The organism is Salinimicrobium oceani (genome assembly GCF_012037645.1).
In genome coordinates, this window is sequence record NZ_JAAVJR010000005.1 from 75,015 (window position 1) to 95,197 (window position 20,183).

At 42.7% G+C, this 20,183-nt stretch carries 16 protein-coding genes; 5 read left to right on the forward strand and 11 right to left on the reverse strand.

Annotation, left to right across the window (positions count from 1 at the left end):
• The first annotated feature begins 159 nt into the window (after positions 1-159).
• The 4 genes from treZ to malQ all read left to right on the forward strand — a co-directional run bounded on the left by treZ (position 160) and on the right by malQ (position 8,642).
• Complete coding sequence (treZ, locus tag HC175_RS09940) at positions 160-2,001, forward strand: malto-oligosyltrehalose trehalohydrolase (RefSeq protein ID WP_235942580.1); 1,842 nt, start codon at positions 160-162, stop codon at positions 1,999-2,001.
• 65 nt (positions 2,002-2,066) lie between these two features.
• Positions 2,067-4,493 (forward strand): DUF3536 domain-containing protein, encoded by a 2,427-nt coding sequence (locus HC175_RS09945; RefSeq protein ID WP_168138346.1) that lies wholly within the window; start codon positions 2,067-2,069, stop codon positions 4,491-4,493.
• Positions 4,490-7,123, forward strand: coding sequence for a malto-oligosyltrehalose synthase (gene treY / locus HC175_RS09950; protein WP_168138347.1), 2,634 nt, complete (start codon positions 4,490-4,492; stop codon positions 7,121-7,123). The genes HC175_RS09945 and treY overlap by 4 nt, the downstream gene beginning before the upstream one ends.
• 1 nt (position 7,124) lies before the next feature.
• Positions 7,125-8,642: a 4-alpha-glucanotransferase gene (gene malQ / locus HC175_RS09955; protein ID WP_168138348.1), complete on the forward strand. Its 1,518-nt coding sequence runs from the start codon at positions 7,125-7,127 to the stop codon at positions 8,640-8,642.
• Positions 8,643-8,694: 52 nt separating this feature from the next.
• Here malQ and HC175_RS09960 read toward each other — a convergent pair whose 3' ends face one another.
• The 9 genes from HC175_RS09960 to HC175_RS10000 all read right to left on the reverse strand — a co-directional run bounded on the left by HC175_RS09960 (position 8,695) and on the right by HC175_RS10000 (position 16,097).
• Positions 8,695-9,015, reverse strand: a complete 321-nt coding sequence (locus HC175_RS09960; protein ID WP_168138349.1) for a four-helix bundle copper-binding protein — start codon at positions 9,013-9,015, stop codon at positions 8,695-8,697.
• Between the two features lie 96 nt (positions 9,016-9,111).
• Positions 9,112-9,894, reverse strand: a complete 783-nt coding sequence (locus HC175_RS09965; protein ID WP_168138350.1) for an ABC transporter permease — start codon at positions 9,892-9,894, stop codon at positions 9,112-9,114.
• Complete coding sequence (locus HC175_RS09970; protein ID WP_168138351.1) at positions 9,887-10,594, reverse strand: ABC transporter ATP-binding protein; 708 nt, start codon at positions 10,592-10,594, stop codon at positions 9,887-9,889. Before HC175_RS09970 ends, HC175_RS09965 begins: the two co-directional genes overlap by 8 nt.
• Positions 10,588-11,730 carry a nitrous oxide reductase family maturation protein NosD gene (locus HC175_RS09975; RefSeq protein WP_317172105.1) on the reverse strand — a complete coding sequence of 381 codons (1,143 nt, stop codon included), beginning with the start codon at positions 11,728-11,730 and terminating at the stop codon, positions 10,588-10,590. Before HC175_RS09975 ends, HC175_RS09970 begins: the two co-directional genes overlap by 7 nt.
• A 99-nt stretch (positions 11,731-11,829) precedes the next feature.
• Positions 11,830-12,267: a nitrous oxide reductase accessory protein NosL gene (locus HC175_RS09980; protein ID WP_168138353.1), complete on the reverse strand. Its 438-nt coding sequence runs from the start codon at positions 12,265-12,267 to the stop codon at positions 11,830-11,832.
• A gap of 1 nt (position 12,268) precedes the next feature.
• Positions 12,269-12,877 (reverse strand): hypothetical protein, encoded by a 609-nt coding sequence (locus tag HC175_RS09985; RefSeq protein WP_168138354.1) that lies wholly within the window; start codon positions 12,875-12,877, stop codon positions 12,269-12,271.
• An 89-nt stretch (positions 12,878-12,966) separates the two neighbouring features.
• Positions 12,967-14,934 (reverse strand): Sec-dependent nitrous-oxide reductase, encoded by a 1,968-nt coding sequence (gene nosZ, locus HC175_RS09990; RefSeq protein WP_168138355.1) that lies wholly within the window; start codon positions 14,932-14,934, stop codon positions 12,967-12,969.
• A 9-nt stretch (positions 14,935-14,943) separates the two neighbouring features.
• Positions 14,944-15,531, reverse strand: a complete 588-nt coding sequence (locus HC175_RS09995; RefSeq protein ID WP_168138356.1) for a fasciclin domain-containing protein — start codon at positions 15,529-15,531, stop codon at positions 14,944-14,946.
• A gap of 59 nt (positions 15,532-15,590) precedes the next feature.
• The gene (locus HC175_RS10000; protein ID WP_168138357.1) at positions 15,591-16,097 is read right to left on the reverse strand and encodes a c-type cytochrome; all 507 of its coding nucleotides are present in this window, start codon (positions 16,095-16,097) and stop codon (positions 15,591-15,593) included.
• Positions 16,098-16,334: 237 nt separating this feature from the next.
• On the opposite strand from HC175_RS10000, the gene HC175_RS10005 reads away from it, so the two are divergent.
• Positions 16,335-16,763, forward strand: coding sequence for an RrF2 family transcriptional regulator (locus HC175_RS10005; RefSeq protein ID WP_168138358.1), 429 nt, complete (start codon positions 16,335-16,337; stop codon positions 16,761-16,763).
• Between the two features lie 32 nt (positions 16,764-16,795).
• Here the strand turns inward: HC175_RS10005 and HC175_RS10010 are convergent, their stop codons facing one another.
• Both HC175_RS10010 and pta read right to left on the reverse strand, forming a co-directional pair.
• The gene (locus tag HC175_RS10010; protein ID WP_168138359.1) at positions 16,796-17,983 is read right to left on the reverse strand and encodes an acetate/propionate family kinase; all 1,188 of its coding nucleotides are present in this window, start codon (positions 17,981-17,983) and stop codon (positions 16,796-16,798) included.
• Between the two features lie 102 nt (positions 17,984-18,085).
• Positions 18,086-20,179: a phosphate acetyltransferase gene (pta, locus tag HC175_RS10015; RefSeq protein WP_168138360.1), complete on the reverse strand. Its 2,094-nt coding sequence runs from the start codon at positions 20,177-20,179 to the stop codon at positions 18,086-18,088.
• Between the last annotated feature and the right edge of the window lie 4 nt (positions 20,180-20,183).

Below are 20,183 nucleotides of genomic sequence, written 5' to 3' on the forward strand. Positions count from 1 at the left end.
GTAAATGTGCTGTTACTTTCTGAAGTGCCCGTATTTACAGGACCTCGGCAATCTAAAACACTTAAATTTAGGCAAGTAAACCCACACCCTTAGTTAAAAAACTATTAAACATAAAATCTTCCGTGATATCATTCTTAGCTTTGATTGTGCTGGAAAAAAATGAGAGAAAACAGATCTATGGGAAAGAAAGTTGGTGCTGAATATTTAGGAAACGGAATCTGCGAATTTTGTGTTTGGGCGCCTCAGGTCGATTCGGTTGAAGTTGTAATCAGGGAAAACACTCGGTCCTATCCTTTAACCCAGGATAAAAAAGGCTATTGGCATACAAGGCTATCTGAAATTGAACCTGGAAGTCATTATAAATTCAGGCTCAATGGAGAATCTGAATTGCCGGACCCTGCCTCCAAATCACAACCTGAAGGGGTGCATTCCTGGTCTCAGATCATAGATCCTGGTGCGCATTCCTGGAAGGACAACGGCTGGAAGGGCCGGGAGCTAAGCGAAATGATCATCTACGAGCTCCACGTTGGCACCTTTACTCCTCAAGGCAGCTTTGAAGCAATTATTAATAAGCTCGACCACCTCGAAGAATTAGGGATAAATACGATCGAGTTAATGCCTATAGCGCAATTTCCCGGAGAAAGGAACTGGGGCTACGACGGGGTTTATCCTTTTGCTGCGCAACACAGCTATGGAGGGGCGGCAGGCTTAAAAAAACTTGTTGATACCTGCCATGCCCGCAATTTTTCCATTCTGCTTGATGTGGTGTATAACCATTTGGGGCCAGAAGGGAATTACATTTCTGAATTCGGACCTTATTTTACAGATAAATATCATACTCCCTGGGGTAGTGCCATCAACTTTGACGATGATTATGCAGATGCCGTGCGAAATCACTTCATCCAGAACGCTCTCATGTGGCTTGAGGAATATCACTTCGACGGCTTGAGACTGGATGCCATACATGAGATCATCGACAGGGGTGCCCGGCATTTTCTTAAAGAGCTTAGCGAGGAAACGGATCTGCTCGAACAAAAAACAAACCGAAATTACGTGCTCATTGCCGAAAGCGACCTTAACGATACCCGCATAATTGCCGATTACGAAAAAGGTGGATATGGTTTAGAGGGCCAGTGGGTAGACGACTTCCACCACGCGGTCCATACCATTCTTACAGGAGAAAATTCGGGTTATTACAGCGATTTTGGCAAGATGGAATACCTTGCAAAGACATTTAAGCAGGCTTTCATCTATGATGGCATATATTCTCCTTTTAGAAAGAGGTCTATAGGTAATAGCCCCAAGGGATTTGGGCCAGAGAATTTTGTGATCTGTATACAAAATCATGATCAGGTAGGGAACAGGCCGGTAGGAGAGCGGCTATCACAGCTGGTGAGCTTTGAAGCGCAAAAACTGGCAGCTGCCACTTTACTTACCGCAGGCTTTGTTCCAATGTTGTTCATGGGAGAGGAATTTGGAGAAAAGAATCCATTTCAGTACTTCGTGAGTCATGGTGATCCCGACCTTGTGAAAGCTGTTCAGGAAGGGCGGAAAAAAGAGTTCGAATATTTTTTCCGAAGTCATAAAGATCTCGATTTTCCCGATCCGCAGGCCGAGGAAACCTTTAAAAATTCAAAACTGAACTGGCATTTTAAAGAGGATGAGGAAAAAATAAAGCTGTTCGAATTCTACAAAAAGCTTCTGGATCTTAAAAAGAAGAAGGTTTTTGCCCTTTTTGGGACTGCAGATCTAACAACAGAAGCAGATGAAGGTAACAAGACGCTCAAAATTTCGGCGGAAAATAATACTGAGCAGCTTTTCGGGATCTATAACTTCGGAAGTAGCACCTATCGTGAAGATTTTCCGGAGAAGAAACCTCCGGAGATCATTCTGTCTTCTGCAGATAGAAAATGGGGCGGTCCATTAGACGAGCAACCGTCACAACAGAAGGAAATTGTGGTCATGCCTGAAGCTGTAGTTATCTACACCTTGAAAAAATAGGTGTCCAAAAATGACATTTTTGAGACCCTTTATCTTCAGCAATTTATTAATTAATAAAAAAGATTATGAGTAAGAAATATATTTGCGTTCACGGCCACTTCTATCAACCCCCTAGGGAGAATCCGTGGTTGAACAAAGTAGAACTTCAGGAGTCGGCTTACCCTTACCACGACTGGAATCACAGGATCAATGCAGAGTGTTATGTACGGAATTCGGCTTCGAGAATTCTGGGAGAAGGTGGTAAGATCCAGGCAATTATGAACAACTATGCGTGGATGAGTTTTAATATTGGTCCCACGCTCCTGGCCTGGATGGAGAACGAAACTCCCGAAACTTATGAAGCTATCCTGGAAGCCGACAAGCAGAGCATGGAAGTCTTTTCGGGTCATGGTGCAGCCTTAGCGCAGGCATATAACCACTTGATCATGCCACTGGCTAACGAACGTGACCAGGAAACTCAGGTTATTTGGGGTATTGAAGATTTTAAATCCCGATATAACAGAGAACCCGAAGGGATGTGGTTGGGAGAAACGGCTGTAAATACCAGTGTCTTGGAAATGCTTGCAAAGCATGGGATCAAATTTACCATTCTTTCCCCTTACCAGGCGAAAAGGGTAAGGAAACTGGGCGCTAAGGAATGGCAAGACGCTACAGATGCCAAGGTGAATACACGCAGGGCCTATACCTGCAAATTGCCTTCAGGGAATGAAATAAGCCTGTTTTTCTATGACGGCCCGGCTTCTCAGGCTGTAGCCTTTGAAGGGCTGCTCAACAATGGGGAAGCATTTGCCGATAGACTGCGTGGGCAGTTAAACGACAATGATGAGCTGGAGCTGGTAAATATCGCGACAGACGGGGAAAGTTATGGCCATCACCATAAACTGGGAGAAATGGCATTGTCCTACTGCCTTGATTCCCTTGAAAAAGATGACAACATCAACCTTACCATCTATGGCGAGTTCCTGGAAAAATTCCCACCCGAATATGAGGCTGAAATTATTGAAAATACCTCCTGGAGCTGTTATCATGGAGTGGAACGCTGGCGAAGTGACTGCGGATGTAACACCGGCGGAAATGGAGACTGGAACCAGCAATGGAGGGAGCCACTTCGCAATGCTTTTGACCAGGTAAGGGAAAAGCTCATTGTGCTTTATGAGGAGCAAATGCAGCAATATACTTCCGATCCCTGGGAGGTGCGCAACAAGTATATTCAAGTGATCCTCGACAGGAAACATGATAATGTAAAGCAATTCCTCTCCGATAACTTTGGAGAAGATCTGGCTGAAGATGATGAGGTGAAATTGCTGAAGCTCCTGGAAATGCAATATCATACCATGTTGATGTATACCAGCTGCGGATGGTTCTTCGATGAGGTGACAGGCATAGAATCCATGCAGGATATTTTTTATGCAACGAGGGCCATTCAGCTGGCCGAAGACCTGAGCGGGGAAGAATATGAACCCGATTTTATAGAATCACTTAAGCAGATACCAAGCAACCTTCCGGAATATGAGAATGTGCATAAGGCATACGAGCTTTTTGTGAAACCAACGGAACTGGACATGATAAGGGTTGGTGCCCACTATGCCATTTCTTCTATTTTTGAAGAATTTCCTGAAGAGGTCACCCTTTATAATTTTAGTGCAACCACCAAAGCTAGTCACACTTACGAAGCAGGGAAACAGAAACTGATTATCGCCCGCACTGAATTCCGAAGTGATATTACCTGGGAAAAAGTAGATATTTCGTACGCCGTCCTTTATATGGGAGATCATCACATTTTTGGAGGAGTGAGAAAATACATAAGTTCTGAAGCGCTTGAGGAATTGCATTCCAAAATGTCCTCTTTCTTTGAAAAGGGGAATATGTACGAGATCTTCAACCTCATGGATACACATTTCGGAAATCACAATTATTCTTTTTGGCACTTGTTTAGAGATGAACAGCATTTGATCATGAAACAGGTAATGGAAAATAACCTTAGGGGAGCAGAAGGTGCAATGCAGCAGTTGTACGATAATACCTATCCATTATTGAAAACTTACCAGGAGATCAACATGAACGTGCCTTCAAGGTTAAAGTTGCCTGTAGAGATGGCAGTAAACAACAGGCTTGTGAAAGAGCTAAAGAGGGCAGATTGCAATTTTAAAAAGCTGGTGAAGCAAATAAAGTCTGCCGTAGCCATTGAGGCTAATCTGGACCTCGTAACCCTGAATTATCTGGTGGATCGAAAACTTACTGAGAAAATTATGAAACTGGAAAAAGATTCTGAAAATCTGGCACTTTTGAAGGAGATCAATGCGCTTGTTAAACTCATTGAAGAAACTCCTGTCACCCCCGAAAAATGGGAAGCACAGAACATTATTTTCGGGATCAAGGAGAACGAGTACGAGACCATGCAAGAGAAGAAAGAGAACGGAGATGCCGCCGCAGCCGAATGGATAGATGCGTTTCATGAACTGGAGGAATCTGTAAATCTTGTCGTGGAATGAAAAATCCTGTATCCACTTACAGGGTGCAACTTTCTCCAGAATACACCCTGGAAGATCTGAGTAAAATTGTAGACTATCTCGAAAGCTTCGGCATTTCGACGATCTATTCTGCCCCATTTTTTCAGGCACGTAAAGGCAGTAGTCACGGTTATGATATCACAGATCCCTTTAAGCTCAACAAGGAAATTGGCAGGCTTGACATTTTTAGAGCTATAAGTAAACGGCTGCAGCAAAAGAATATGACCTGGTTGCAGGATATTGTGCCCAATCATATGGCTTTTGACGGTTCTAACGTCTGGCTTCAGGAAATTTTCGAATTAGGTCCCGATGCTGTGCATTATCAAGCCTTTGATATTAACTGGGAAGATGGAGGTAAAGTAATGGCTCCTTTTCTAGGGAATCCTTTAGAGGAGGTACTCGCTAAGGACGAATTGCAGCTTAAGGTGTCAAAAAAAGGATTTTTCATGGCCTATTATGATCAGGAATATTCGGTTGCTGCCAAATCCTATAAATTGATCCTAAATGATGGATTTGGTGAGGCCTGGGGAAAAAGGCTGGAAAATATTTCAGCCGAAAAAGAAGGTTGGGAAGAAGTTAAGGAATTACTGGTGAGAGAGTATGAGAAGGATGAAGGATTCCGAAGTAGAGTGGAGGAAAGACTGGATGAGATCAATTCTTCTGAAGATAAACTGAGAGAATTCCTGGATGCCCAGTACTTTCTTCCTGCTCACTGGAAGGAAACAGAAAATCACATCAATTACCGCCGTTTTTTTACTATTAATGACCTTATTTGCCTGCGAATGGAAGATAAGGAAGTGTTTGAGCGTTATCACAGGTTCATCTTTCAGCTTTGTGATGAGAAACTGATTCATGGTTTAAGAATAGATCATATTGACGGATTTTTCGACCCCAAGGCATATCTTGAGAACCTTAGAGAAAAACTAGGGAACGATTTTTATATCATTATTGAAAAAATACTGGAATGGGATGAAAAGCTTCCGGTACATTGGCCGGTACAGGGCACAAGCGGTTATGGGTTCCTGGCAACTGTGAACCAGGTGCTGACCAATAAGGAAAATGAAAAGCGTTTCCTGGAAGCGTATCAGACCATTGATCCTAAACATTCAGATTATCACGACCTGGTTTTCAAACAAAAGCTGTTCATTCTGAATGAGCGAATGGGAGGAGAGTACGCCAATTTATGGCAACTGGCGCAAGACCTTGACCTGCTGGAAGAAAAAAATGAGACTCAAAAGGAAGCTTTAGGCTTATTTTTAGCGGGATTTCCTGTGTATCGGATTTATCCGGAGGAGTTTCCTCTAAGGAAAAGACAAAAGAAGATCATCGATGCTGCCTTTAATAATGCAGTCGCTCATGCCCCTGCTTTACAAAAGGAGCTGGAACGGGTGAGAAGTATTTTCCTGGGAGAAGCAAAGAAGGACAGGGAAGCCATGCTTCAGTTCCTTCAGCGCTGCCAGCAGTTCACCGGTCCACTTGCTGCCAAGGGCGTGGAGGACACCTCTTTTTACATTTTTAATGAATTGATCTCCCATAATGAAGTGGGAGATTCCCCAGAAAATTTCGGATTATCCGCTGAAGGTTTTCACAAGAGAATGCAACTTAGGCTGGAAGATTTTCCTCTATCGATCAATGCAACAGCAACGCACGACACGAAGCGGGGAGAAGATTCCAGAATGAGGCTGAATGTCTTGAGCGAAGTTGCCGATGAATGGTTTGAAAAGGTGGCAGAATGGAAAGCTATTGCCGCTGAGATCAGAAAAGACAAGGATGCCCCCGATGCCAATGAAGAATATTTTATTTTCCAAATGCTCATTGGCGCATGGCCATTTTCTGAAGACCCCGGCGAAGAATTCCTCGAGCGTTCCAAAGCTTATTTACAGAAAGTGCTTCGGGAAGCAAAAGAACATTCTTCCTGGGCAGCTCCAGATGAAGAGTATGAAGCTGATGTTTACGAGTTTCTTCAGCAGTTAATTAGTGATCCACAGTTTCTGACTTCCTTTAAAGACTTTCACAGAAGAATTTCGATCTTTGGAGCAATAAAGTCCTTGTCACAGGCACTCTTAAAGGTCACAGCGCCCGGTATTCCTGATATTTACCAGGGCACAGAACTCTGGGACCTCAGTTATGTGGATCCCGATAACAGAAGACCTGTGGATTATGACCTCCGCAAACACATTTTGCAGGAGTTTAAAGATACTTCGCCAGTGCCGTTAGTGGATTTAAAGAAGGATTTTTTCAATGGAAAGATCAAAATGTTCTGTTTGCATAAAGCATTGAAAGCGCGCAGCACCTTTGCTGAGGTCTTTGAGGAAGGAAAGTACATTCCCCTGGAGATCAAAGGAAAGAATGCCCGACAGGTATTGGCATTTGCCCGGGAACTTTCGGGCAGGACAATAGTTGTTGTTGTACCTTTAATGGTATCTACGTTGTTTTCTGAAGATCTTGAGGTAAAGAGAGATGAGGCCGAAGATCTGGAAATTGTATTTCCTCCGGAGATCTCAGGACCTTTCAAAAATGTCTTTTCTGAACAAGAATTTTCTCCAGATAAACTTTCAATTGCAGATCTTTTTCAGGACTTTCCAGTTGTACTTTTAACAAGTTCCACCTAATATGAAAATAAAAAGAAGCAGCGGCATCCTCTTACATATCACTTCCCTTCCGGGGCAATTCGGGATAGGAGATCTGGGTCCTGAGGCATATAGATTTCTTGACTTTTTGCGAAGAAGCGGGCATACCTATTGGCAGATTTTGCCCGTAAACCCTACAGATGGAATTTACAATCATTCTCCTTACAGCAGTCATTCGGCTTTTGCTGGGAACCCTTTGCTAATTAGTCCCGAGCTTCTGGAACTGGAAGGATATCTTGATCTTGAAGATTTCGATCTTCCAAAGGGAAGAAAGGAAGAAAAAGTCATTTTTGACACCGTAGTTTCCTATAAAGAACAATTATTTGAAGCTGCCTTTAAAACCTTCAAGGCAAGGAAAGGAGTTGATCCCGGTTACCAGGAATTTTTATTGAATCACGATACCTGGCTGGAGAATTACTGTTTATACCTTGCCCTTAGAGAAAAATATAATCAGGCGAACTGGGTGGATTGGCCATTAGCATTGCGAGACAGGAAAAAGGATGCTCTGGCAACAGCAAAAAAGGAGCTTAAAAAAAAGATCGAAAAGGAAAAATTCATCCAGTACCTGTTCTTTTCACAATGGTCGAAATTTATGCAGGAGGCACACAAGCAGGGAATCAGGATCTTTGGGGATGTTCCCTTCTACGTCAATCACGATAGTGCCGATTGCTGGGCTAACCCAAAGATCTTTAAACTTGATAAGGATAAGCAGCCTACACATATCTCTGGAGTACCTCCAGATATGTTTAGTGAAACAGGCCAACTTTGGGGAACACCGGTATATGATTGGCAGGCGCTTAAAGAACTCCAGTATTCCTGGTGGATTGAACGCATTAGGCAAAACCTCCTGCTGTTTGACGTTTTGAGAATAGACCACTTCAGAGCTTTTGCGGCTTATTGGGAAGTGGAGGCAGGAGAGGAGACAGCAATAAATGGGAAATGGAGGGAAACGCCAGGGATTGACTTTTTCCATATCGTTAAGCAGCACTTCCCAAAAATGCCATTTATCGCAGAAGATCTTGGAGTGCTGGATCAGCCCGTATATGATTTGCTGGAAGAATTCAATTTCCCGGGAATGAAAGTCCTGCAATTTGCTTTTGGAGATAAAAACCGTGATAATCCATATATTCCTTACAATCACACTTTCAATAGTGTTATATACACAGGTACTCATGATAATAACACCACTCTTGGATGGTACAGGAACGGGGATAGAGATTTAAAGCAGCATCTCAAGAACTACCTTGACAGGAAGATATCAGAAGATGAGGTCCCTGAAATTTTACACCGCATGGCATTACAATCGGTTGGCGGGATAGCTATAGTGCCGCTGCAGGATATACTTGGACTGGGGGAGGAAGCAATAATGAACATACCTGGTAGTACAAAAGGGAACTGGACATGGCGAGCTCGCGCTGCCCAAATTCCTTTTTCAAAGGCACATAACCTTTATGAGATGAACGAGCTCTATGGCCGAATAGAGGAAGAAAGCAATTCCTGAAGGTTCTTAACAGCATTGCATTAAAAAACCCGGGATTTCCCGGGTTTTTCTGTTATGCTGCATATTTCCTACATGCTTCGGCACATTCTCTACATGCCTTTGCACAATCTTTACAGTGCTGATGTTCGTGCTTCTCACATTCCTCGGCGCATTCTTCACAGATCTGTACACAATACTGCATGAGCCCTTGGATATTGCCGTATTTGGTGACCAGCAAATCGGCTGCTGTAGCGCAAACAGAGGCACATGCACGGTCTATTCGAATACATTTTACCATTTTCTGAACATTTTCCTCATCAAGACAGGCATCTGCACAATGGTTACAATGATTGATGCAATTTGAAAGCGAATTCAATATTTCTTCATTTCTCATCTTTGAATTTTTTAGGTTTAACGTTAATTCCCTTCAATTTAATCAAACCCGTAATGAAAGAAATGTAAATAGCTGTTAAACAAAGCAAAGGAAGGGTTAAAAGTCTTTTTTTTCGACAATTCCATAAATTCTTAGGACGGGCAAGATAACCCATACTATCAGCATGATCATTGAAATAAGAGCTCCCAGCCCCGTTCCAAAGAAATCTTTGAAGACAGCCCCGGTATAACTAAGAAGGGCAGAAATATCTAGTTTCAGGAGAATAAGAATTCGGGAGAGGTCAATGGGATTGATCATGGTTGCAAAAAGTGCGAACCGGTCTAAAGGATACTCCTGGAAATAAACCAAAGATAGCAGGAACAGGCCATCATAAATTACAGCAAGAAACAGCCACAGCAGGATGGCGTATCCAAAGCCTTTAATTTTGTTCTCATTAGAAAGAGCAATGTTAAAAGCCAAGGCAGAAAAAATGAGAGTTAGAAAGAGACCCGTTACCAGCAACATTGCAAAATCCCAGATCACTGCCGATTTAAAGATCCCGTAGACGGCAAAAGGAAGCCCTAATCCCACAACCAGGCTAAGTGAAAGGGAGATGGCCACACCGAGGTACTGGCCCAGGAAGATGGAACTGCGCTTTACAGGCTGGGCCAGCAGCAGTTCGGTAAACTCCCGGGAGTTGTAGTAATACATCACACCAAAGATGGTCCCAATTAGTGGCACAAGCATGATGATCACGTTCATTAAAGTGATCACTGCTGTGGAGAGATCATTGTTCAGGAACAACAATGTCATGCCCAGGAGCAAATAAAAAAAGAAATATACATAACTCCAGCTGCTGCGCACCAGGTCAAAAAAGCTGTATTTAAGGATCTTAATCATGGTCTTTAGATAATAAATGAGCGATGGCGTGTTCAAAGTCGGCCTGGCCTGTGGAAGATTTTAACTGGCAAACGTCTCCGTCGAAATATATTTTTCCATCCAACAGGAAGACAATCCGATCTGCCATCTCTTCGACAAAGCTCATGATATGGGAGGTGATAAGTATGGTTTTGCCCTTTTCCTTTTCATTCCTAATGAGTTCGCGTAACCTGAGCATCGAAACAGGATCAAGACCCGAGGTAGGTTCATCGAGAATGATCAAGGGACTGTCAAACATGAAGCACAGCAATAAATTCACTTTTTGACGGGTACCGCCCGAGAGTTTGTTCAATTTTTTCTCCAGGTAAGGATGCAGGCCAAAGAAGTCTATAAGCTGTTGATCTCTTGCCGGTTTAGCTCTAAGGTCCTTGATCATGGTAATTAATTCCTGAACTTTCAGGTTACCCGGAAAATTTGCGATCTGAGGCAGATAATCAAGCTCCTGCCGATATTCCCATCTTTTTAGAACACTCTTGTTATTGATTTGGATTTCCCCTTTTTCTGGAACTACCATTCCCAGGATACTTTTGATAAGCGTCGTCTTTCCGGAACCATTAGGTCCAAGCACTGCAATAATCCCCTGTTCCTGGATTTCAAGATTAAGACCATCCAGGACTACCTGGCTGCCAAATTTTTTATGTAATTCCTTAATACTTACCATTTGATCTTTTGCATTTTGGGTTTTGGATCTGCCAGTTCGGCTGGGGTGAAAATAGGGGAGACCTTTTCAGAAAAATCAAGCAGGCCAATAAAAGTGCTTCGCAACAGGATGATGGCTTCTGGAGTGGTATTTACCAGGTAGGAGAATAATTTTACTGGGCGGAAGGGAACGTCTCCAATCCCATTTTTGTCAAGATCATAGCCTGTGTATTCGCTCCAGAAGTTACCACGAAATTCATTTTCATTGAGGTTTCCCGTATAAGAGACGTCAAAGGAATTCGCCAGAAAATTATTTTGAGTAAAGACATTTTTATAGCAGGCTCCTCTTATTCTAACTGCATACCCATTACTTATAAAATCGTTCTGCTTATAAATGATCCTGTTTGTATTGTCGGCACTTATAGCGATAGTGTTGTCCTCGAAATAGTTTTGGTTCAGGGTTGCATCTGCAATCTCTTTTAATAGGAGTCCGTAAGAAGCACTGCCCCAGTTTTTTCTGAAACGATTTCCTGTCATTTCAATGAACTTCGAATACATAACAGCGACTCCCGCTCCATTGTTCTCAAAATCGTTTGCTATATATTTATTGTGATCAGAAAACATGAAATGAAGACCATACCTAAGATTTTCCTTACAGATATTTCCTGAGATCCTGCAGTTGTTTGCAAATTCGAGGTAGATGCCATCTCTTACCCCTTTGATATCATTCCCTTCTACAGTAATATCTTTGGAGTGCCAAATGTGAATCCCATTACCTGAATTCGCCTGACTCCTGGCTTTACTCCTTATCCTGTTGCCGACAATTTTTCCTGCTGAAGATTTTTCCAGCAGTATACCAAAGAAAATATTGGTTAACCGGTTGTTTTCAATGCGAAAATTATTGGAGCGGGAAACGAGAATGGCAGCCTGATCACTGGTATGACTGGTTCCAATGTTCTTGATGTGAAGACCTTCAATAGAAAAAGTGTCGGCTTTAATAATGAAAGCAGTTCCCTTCATTTCGGCATCAATTACCGGAAAATCTTCTCCAATGATCACGAGAGATTTATTGATGATCTTTATTTCATGTTCCCTGTAAAGACCTTTTTTTATTCTTAGTGTATCTCCGCTCTCAGCCATTTCTACAGCCGCTCTCACAGAAGTTATTTTACACGACTCACAGACTATTATTTCTTTCGCTCCAAGTGTGGTGAAAGCAAATAAAAAGCTCAGGAAGAATAACAGGGTTCTCATAGTTTACTGAATGATGGAATCTGAAGCCAACAGATGTTCAAGGAGGTCATTCCAGGAAAAGGTATCTGCACTTTTAGTTGTCGCGACGTAAGTTTTTCTGTTCACGGCAGCTAGTTTTGCTCCCATAGGACTATTGATACTATCGTTGATGATAAATACTGCTTTATCTACGGAGATCATTTTTCCGGGATCAGAAAAATCAGCTACTCGTTGAACTGCCATAGTCACGGTGCTGTTTTCAAGATCATGGATCATGCATTCTATAGCATCGTACTTTGACTGTTTTCCTTTTTCAGAAACCGTCTGTGCAGCGTAAGCTCTGTCAACGATGGTCATTTGGCAAAAATCGCAGGCATCTTTTCCGTAAGCGATGGGCCTAGTCTCCTTACTGCAGGATTGCACTAAGAATATGATCAAAAGGTACAGCAGCTTTTTCATCATGTTAATTGTTTACTTTGTTCCTTCCGAAGAACCACGCTACGAGCGTAAGGAACATGCCGGCAAACATAAGATAGGCACCGGTTTGTGGATAGGAGTGTGCAGTGAAATTCAGGATTTTTTGAGAGCCTAATAATGGTGGTTTGTAGCTTAAGGGATCACCATTGGCATCGGTAAGTTTTATAATGGCTTTTGGGTCAAGATCTGTTCCGTAATCAATTAACCAGTTGTTGAAATCGTACATTCCCAAAATGCCCAGAAGACTCATGAGGATAAACCAGCCCAGGAACCAACGGCTGCTTATTTTTCCAAAAAGGCCCAGGATTCCCAGTATTATTCCGAAGACAGCCATTCCACCAATAACAACAGGAAAGGTGTTGAACTCCCACATATCCTTTGGCTTCGGAATTTTCTTCATGCCAATGTAGTGATTGATACCGTCAATATTCTGAATATCAAATTCTTCTTCCCCCTCGATCCCTGCGATGTAAATATCCATTCCTAATGGATCGGGGTACTGTGGCGCTTCAAGTTTTATATTCCATAAAGGAAAAAAGAATAGTCCCAGCAGTAAAGCTGAACCTATTATCATTATAAATCCGGAGGTTTTCATGTCTTTATGTTTAGGAAAGAAAGCGGGTAGATTACCCTAACCCGCTTTCTTTAAATGAAGAGTTGAAATCTTATAACTAACTTAACATACTACTCTCCGTCCAGAGTCCATTTTAAAGGCAGGTTTGAATTCTTTCCTGAAACCCGCACATATCCCTGCATTTCCTGATGCAAAGCAGAGCAAAAGTCGGTACAATAGAATGGCCATACCCCTTCTTTTTTAGGTTCCCAGATCACTGTTTTTGTTTGTCCTGGCATAATGAGCAATTCAGATGTATTTGCTCCGATCATGGCGAAACCATGTGGTACATCAAAATCCTGTTCCAGGTTGGTCACGTGAAAGAAAACTTTGTCTCCCACTTTAATGCCCTCGAGGTTATCTGGTGAAAAGTGACTTCGAACAGTGGTCATGTAAACATGCACATTGTTACCTTCCCTAACCATTTTGGTCTGGTCTTCACTTGTTGCTGCAAAGGCATGTTTATTCTCATCCAGCCTGTAGATCTTCCTGGAATTTGCTTTCACTTTTTCTGCAGATATTCCAGCAGCGTAGTGAGGTTCCCCATGGGTTGGGAAATCGAGCAAGAGCTCCATCTTCTCACCAGAAATATCGTAGAGTTGGGCAGAGTGTTCCAGTTCAGGCCCGGTTGGGAGGTAGCGGTCTTTGGTGATCTTATTCATAGATACCAGGTACTTCCCTTCAGGATTTCTTGAATTTCCGCCAGGGATCATAAGGTGCCCTACAGAATAATAACTGGGCTGCCTGTCAAGAACTTCCCAGGTTCCTAATTTCCACTTCACTACTTCAGAAGAGATAAAGAAAGTGGTATAGGCATTTCCTTTTCCGTCAAATTCAGTGTGTAGTGGTCCTAATCCCCCTTCTTTTACAGTTCCTGCAAGGGTTGAATCGAAGTTAAGGATTGGAATATCATAAGCTTCTCCCGTGAAATCTTTATTTTCAATGGCCTTCAGCATTTTTGAGAAGGAGTGAACCGTAAGGTCTGTTGAAAGTTTTCCGTTACCTACAATATATTCTCCCGAAGGATCAACGTCACAACCATGTGGTGATTTGGGAGTAGGCATAAAGAAAACAGCGCCTTCAACTTTACGGGGATCAACTCGGGTCACTTTATTTCCCATAGTTGTAGTAGCGGTATGGGTGCTGTGGTCATAGACGTTATGTGCATATTCGGCATCCATTTGTTCTCCCCCACCGTTTCTCACATATTCCTGGATCTTCTTCCAGTTCACGGCCGCAATGAAATCCTTGTCATTTTGAGAAGCATTTACTTCCTGCATCGTGTGCGCCTCTTCAGTGTTGTAAGTGGTAAAGAAGAACCAGCCATGAGAATCTCCACGACCAGGGTGTGAAAGGTCGTAATTGAATCCTGGCATGTCCAGCTGGAAGTCGATCTTCATTCTCCCGTCATCACCAACTGCAATAAAGGTAAGGGGGCCTTTAAAATTTCCTTTCATATCTTCAATAGGCATGTCCTTTTGAGGATAAGGAACAGAAAATCTTGTTCCTGCAACCACATATTCTGTGTTTTCGGTTACAAAGGAAGAGGAGTGATTTCCGGCACTGTGAGGGATCTCGATGATCTCTTCTGTTTCAAAGGTCTCGAGGCTTATACGGGCGATACGAGGAGTATTGTTTTCATTGATGAATACCCATCGGCCATCAGTCTCCCCATTGGTTTGAGAAATGTCTGGGTGGTGAGAATCTCCCCAGGGTACAAATCCATGGGAGGTCATTAGCATTGGCTTGGTTTCTTCAGAGTACCCATACCCGGAAGTCGGGAACTGAGAGAACACTGGGATCTCCTTTAGCATACGACCTGAAGGCAGACCGTAAACAGTGAGGTTTCCGCTATAGCCACCTGAGATGAATGCATAGAATTCATCGTGCTCTCCGGGAGCTACATATACTCGCTCTGCTGCATTAGAGGCCATGGCACCGCCTGTTGCTTTGTCGGTCCCGTTATTGTTTTCTCCACCACAGGCTGTGATAAGCAGAGAAAGCATAGTAAGAAATAAAATGGAATTTAGTTTTTTCATGATCTGGAATTATTTGTTCTTAGGTAATATTACACCGTCCACTACGTGAACCCAGCCATTGCTGACCTTTACAGTACCAATTATCTTGGCTCCTCCAACAAAGAGGTCGTCGCCCTGTTGAGTTACTTCCACGTTCTCGCCAGAGGCCATATATAAGGTCCTCCCTTTTTTCACATTTTTGAGGAGCATATCTACAGGATAGTTGCTGGGAGCGACGTGGTTTGTGAGAATGTATGCAAGCTTCGATTTGTTCTCTGGCTTAACGAGTTCTTCAACTGTGCCCGCAGGTAATTTGTTAAAAGCCTCATTAGTAGGAGCAAAGACTGTAAGAGGCCCTACGTTAACCAGCGCATTCTGAACCTCGGCTGCTTCAACGGCGGCGACAAGGGTAGTGTGATCTGGAGATTCAATGGCGGTGCGTAAGGCATTTGGCGTTTCACCTTCATCATCAATATATGCCTGTCCCTTGTTAGAAGAGGTTGAAGCAACTTCTTCGGAATTTTCAACTGCCTCTTTCTGCTGTTGATCTTCCTTACAGGAAGAGAACAACAACGTGCCGAGGCATAGAAATAAAAATGTGATTTTAATGGTTTTCATAGGTGTTGGATTGGTTTAAAAACTGAAAAGAGAGATCTCAAAAATGACATTTTTGACACCTAATTCTGAAGGTCATAATGCCTGAAGTATTCGAGGATCGCTCTGGTTTCTTCTTCACTAAGATTCTGATTAGCCATGACAGCCATGTTCGATTCTACAAGAAGTTTTTTGGCGATTGGGTCTTGCTGGATCATGGTCTGAGGATTGAGGATCATGTTCATGATCCATTCTGGCGCACGTCTTTCGGTAACGCCTGCAAGGGAAGGCCCCACAAATTTCTTGTCCATCTTATGACAGGCAGAACACATGTTTTTGAATAGTTCTTCACCTCGAGTCACCATGGCCTGGTCAAGCTCATCATTTAGGACGACCTGCGAAATTGGACCAATACCTTTATTTTGCATATTGTCTACTTCAGCAGTGGTTGTTGCGGCTTTTTCGACAACCTCTTTTTTGACCGAGCTTTGCCCCTCAGATAATTTGATGCTTTCCTTTTCTTCCTTTTCACCACAGGCTATGACTAACAGAAGGAGAAATACAGAAAAGATTTTAAATGTTAATTTCATGATAAATGATTATTGTGTTTATGGGACAAATTTATAACTTTATTTGTAATTAAAGATAAAGAGGTCTTTTAATATTTTTTATTGTTGTTCCTTTGGGTAAAATAGGGGAGCAGCAATATCTAGGACAAATATCTCCTCCTTCTCTAAGATAAAACCTGATAAGAATCAGGTTTTCTGTAAATTTGGACTTCCAAGTCTTTTTTACAAGCTAAAGCCAACAAAAACCAATGAAAAATAATGTTATCCAGTTCTAGTAAATACGCTGTAAATGCTGTACTGTACCTGGCCGTGCACTCCAGTGACAGTAATAAGATAAGAGCAAAAGAGATTGCAGAAGCCATAAAGCTGCCATCGCCGTTCTTGGCGAAGCTGTTGCAGTCCTTATCACGAGAAAATATAATCTCTTCTTCAAAAGGTCCCACGGGAGGGTTTTTCATAACCGAACAGGCTTTGAAAAGACCTTTAATAGATGTAGTAAATACTATTGATGGCACTCAAAGACTGGATGAGTGCGTGCTGGGATTGAAAAGATGTAGCTCAGATCAGCCTTGTCCTGTTCATTTTTCTGTACAACCCTTAAAACTGAAGTTCCGGCGGGAACTGGAGGAAGATATAAGTGTTTTTGCAGCAAAAGTAAAAAGCGGAGAGGCACACCTTTTTGTGTAGCAACCCTCCGCTTTTGATTTTGTTTTTATTAATTATAACATCGCAAGGGTCTGTTTTGCGATTTCGAGTTCTTCATTTGTAGGGATCACCAGGATCTTTACAGCAGCCTCTTCTTTTCCAATTTCTCTTATCTCCTTCGATCGCACACTGTTCTTATCGTGATCAAGGTGCAGCCCAAGGTACTCCATGTCCTGGCAAACCAGCTTTCGAATAACGTCTGAATTTTCTCCGATTCCAGCAGTAAATACTACCGCATCGAGACCATTCATTGCTGCGGCATAAGCGCCTATATATTTTTTGATGCGATATGCATTCATCTCAAGGGCCAGCTTACATTCCCTGTTGCCATTCTCTGCCTGCTCCTCAATATCGCGAAGATCGCTGTAGCCAGTTAGCCCTAGCATTCCACTCTTGTGATGCAGCAGGTCACTCACTTCCTTTGCCGAATAGCCAAGTTGTTCAATAAGATAAAAGATCACCGACTGGTCGATGTCTCCACTTCGGGTGCCCATGATCAAACCATTTACCGGACCAAATCCAAGGCTATGATCAACGCTTTTTCCATCCTTTATTGCAGTCATGCTACAACCATTCCCCAGGTGCACAGTGATCAATTTTGTATCCTTCTTATCAAGATACTCATTTGCTTTTTCTGAAACGTACTTATGACTGGTCCCATGGAATCCATAAACCTGAATTTTTTCCCGATCATAAAATTCATTAGGAATTGCGTATCTGTTAGCACGCTCAGGAATATTCTGGTGGAAGGCAGTATCAAATACAGCCACCTGTTTCGCCTGCGGAAAAATTTCTTCGGCCACTTCAATTCCTTTCAAGTTGGGCGGATTGTGCAAAGGTGCCAGGGAAAACAGTTCTCTGATCTTGCTTTTCACCTTTTCATCGATCACAATAGTATCAGAAAAACTGGCGCCCCCATGTACCACCCGGTGGCCAATTGCAGGAATTTCGACAGGATCCTTTATTACGCCATAATCCTTGTGCATTAGATGCCGGGTGACGGCTTTTAATGCTACAGAATGGTCTTTGATCTCCATTTCTTCTGAAGTATTAAACGCAGCCGACTTATAATGAATTTTGCCCAGAGCCTGGCCTATTCGCTCCACAAGTCCAGAGGCCTTTACTTTTTCAGAAGGCATTTCTATCAGCTGGAACTTTAGGGAGGAACTTCCGGAGTTTATAATCAGTATATTTTCGTTCATAATTTTAATTTAGGATCAAGAGCCAAGACTTTACAATTAGCAATTAACAATTAACAATAACCAATAAACAGAGGTATTTTTTTTACCACTGCTCATTAACCACTAGAGCCCCTGAGCTTGTATAGCTGTAAGGATCACGGTATTAAATACGTCATCAACGGTGCAACCGCGGCTAAGGTCGTTTACCGGCTGGTTGAGGCCCTGCAACATTGGTCCAATGGCCAATGCGCCGGTTTCCCGTTGCACTGCTTTATATGTGTTGTTTCCGGTATTGAGATCGGGGAAAATAAGAACACTGGCCTGGCCTGCAACTTCAGAGCCTGGTAACTTACTTCTGCCCACGTTGAGGTCTACTGCTGCATCATATTGAATTGGTCCTTCTATCTTTAGATCTGGCCGCTTTCTTCTTACGATCTCGGTTGCCTCCCTCACGCGATCTACATCTTCTCCTTTTCCAGAACTTCCGGAAGAGTAGGAGAGCATTGCAATTTTTGGTTCAATTCCAAAGGCCTTACTACTTTCGGCAGAAGAGATACATATTTCGGCAAGTTCTTCGGCAGTAGGATTAGGATTAATTGCACAATCTCCAAAGACTGAAACCCGGTCTTCCAGACACATGAAAAACACAGAAGAAACCACAGAGACTTCTGGTTTGGTCTTGATAAACTGAAGTGCTGGTCTTATGGTATGCTGCGTTGTATGTGCAGCCCCCGATACCATTCCGTCGGCATGGCCTTTATAGATCATCATGGTTCCAAAATACGATACATCACTCATAAGATCGCGAGCAATGTCCATGTTCACGTTCTTGTGTTTCCGCAGCTCATAAAAGGTCTTGACATAGTCGTCAAAGTATCCAGAAGTTGTGGGGTTGATGATATTTAGTTTTGAAAGGTCCATTGGCAATGCCAGATTCATTACTAATTTTTTGATCTCATCCTCATCGCCTAAGATGGTGAGATCTACAATATCCATAGCAATAAGTCTGGAAGCTGCAGTGAGGATACGTTCATCTGTACCTTCGGGTAAAACTATATGTTTACGCTGCTGCTGCGCCCTTTTTACCAGGCTGTACTGGAACATACGAGGGGTTAGGCCCGTAGGCTGCAAGCCCGCAAAACGCTCAATTAAAGGATCAATATTTATATACTTCTCAAAAAGGCTAATTGAGGTTTCGATTTTCTGAGTACTGTCGGCATAAATATTCGAGTTGATAGCGCCCACTTTGTTCGTCACCTGGAAAGTTCCTTCCTCCACAGAAATAATTGGGACTACCTGAGAAAGACCTTCTATTAACTTTATGATAGAATCTTCCGGAATCAAACCACCTGTGAGAATAATTCCCGAAATGCGGGGATAATTGCTGGAGCTGTGTGCCTGCAACGCGCCAAGAATGATATCTGCTCTATCTCCGGGCGTGATCACGAGACTTTCATTTTTAAGGTGGTTGAGGTAATTGCGCAACTGCATCGCTCCAACATTAAAACTTCCCGATTGATTGTCCAGGAACTCCTCTCCAAAAAGTACTTTTCCATTAAGCGTTTCCACGATCTCCTTAAGCGTGGGGTTTGCGAGAGTGTCTATTAAAGGCAATGCAAAAACGGCAACATCATCTGGTAAAAATTCCCTCATCCCGTTGGTGGCGATCGTAAGATTGGCAAGTTCGATCTTGTTGCTCACCATGGCCATCACTCGCACATCCTTTCTAATAAAGGTTTGATAGGCCATTTGCAAACTTCCCATAAGGCCTTCTTTGGTTTTGCCTCTTCCGCTCGCAATAATAATAACCGGAAGACCCAGATTCTTTGCGATGTTTACGTTCTCATCAAATTCAAAAACACTTCCCTCGCCCGAAAAATCACTGCCTTCCACCAGTACAAAGTCGAAATTTTCTTCGAGCTTCTTATATTTCCTTATGATCGTATCAATGATCTCGCCCGACTTCCCTTCATTCCTTTTCTGAATAACTTCGTGCCGGTTGTAGGCATAGGCATCTTCATAAGACATGGGAAGATCAAAATATTTCAAGACAGTATCAATGTGATTATCTCTGTTTCCCGGCTTTGCCTCATTAATAATGGGTCTAAAGTAAGCTACCTTTACAGTTTTTCCCAGCAATGCCCGCATCACCCCAAGCGAAATAAGAGATTTCCCGCTGTTAGGTTCTAAAGTTGCGATATAAAGTCCTTTATTCATAGTT

Excerpts from the sequence above, each read along its gene's own strand:
- treZ (WP_235942580.1), top strand. The coding sequence starts at position 160 with ATGAGAGAAAACAGATCTATGGGAAAGAAAGTTGGTGCTGAATATTTA.
- HC175_RS09970 (WP_168138351.1), bottom strand. The coding sequence starts at position 10,594 with ATGGTAAGTATTAAGGAATTACATAAAAAATTTGGCAGCCAGGTAGTC.
- HC175_RS09945 (WP_168138346.1), top strand. The coding sequence starts at position 2,067 with ATGAGTAAGAAATATATTTGCGTTCACGGCCACTTCTATCAACCCCCT.
- HC175_RS09960 (WP_168138349.1), bottom strand. The coding sequence starts at position 9,015 with ATGAGAAATGAAGAAATATTGAATTCGCTTTCAAATTGCATCAATCAT.
- HC175_RS09965 (WP_168138350.1), bottom strand. The coding sequence starts at position 9,894 with ATGATTAAGATCCTTAAATACAGCTTTTTTGACCTGGTGCGCAGCAGC.
- malQ (WP_168138348.1), top strand. The coding sequence starts at position 7,125 with ATGAAAATAAAAAGAAGCAGCGGCATCCTCTTACATATCACTTCCCTT.
- HC175_RS09995 (WP_168138356.1), bottom strand. The coding sequence starts at position 15,531 with ATGAAAACCATTAAAATCACATTTTTATTTCTATGCCTCGGCACGTTG.
- HC175_RS09980 (WP_168138353.1), bottom strand. The coding sequence starts at position 12,267 with ATGATGAAAAAGCTGCTGTACCTTTTGATCATATTCTTAGTGCAATCC.
- pta (WP_168138360.1), bottom strand. The coding sequence starts at position 20,179 with ATGAATAAAGGACTTTATATCGCAACTTTAGAACCTAACAGCGGGAAA.
- nosZ (WP_168138355.1), bottom strand. The coding sequence starts at position 14,934 with ATGAAAAAACTAAATTCCATTTTATTTCTTACTATGCTTTCTCTGCTT.
- HC175_RS10005 (WP_168138358.1), top strand. The coding sequence starts at position 16,335 with ATGTTATCCAGTTCTAGTAAATACGCTGTAAATGCTGTACTGTACCTG.
- HC175_RS09985 (WP_168138354.1), bottom strand. The coding sequence starts at position 12,877 with ATGAAAACCTCCGGATTTATAATGATAATAGGTTCAGCTTTACTGCTG.
- HC175_RS10010 (WP_168138359.1), bottom strand. The coding sequence starts at position 17,983 with ATGAACGAAAATATACTGATTATAAACTCCGGAAGTTCCTCCCTAAAG.
- HC175_RS10000 (WP_168138357.1), bottom strand. The coding sequence starts at position 16,097 with ATGAAATTAACATTTAAAATCTTTTCTGTATTTCTCCTTCTGTTAGTC.
- treY (WP_168138347.1), top strand. The coding sequence starts at position 4,490 with ATGAAAAATCCTGTATCCACTTACAGGGTGCAACTTTCTCCAGAATAC.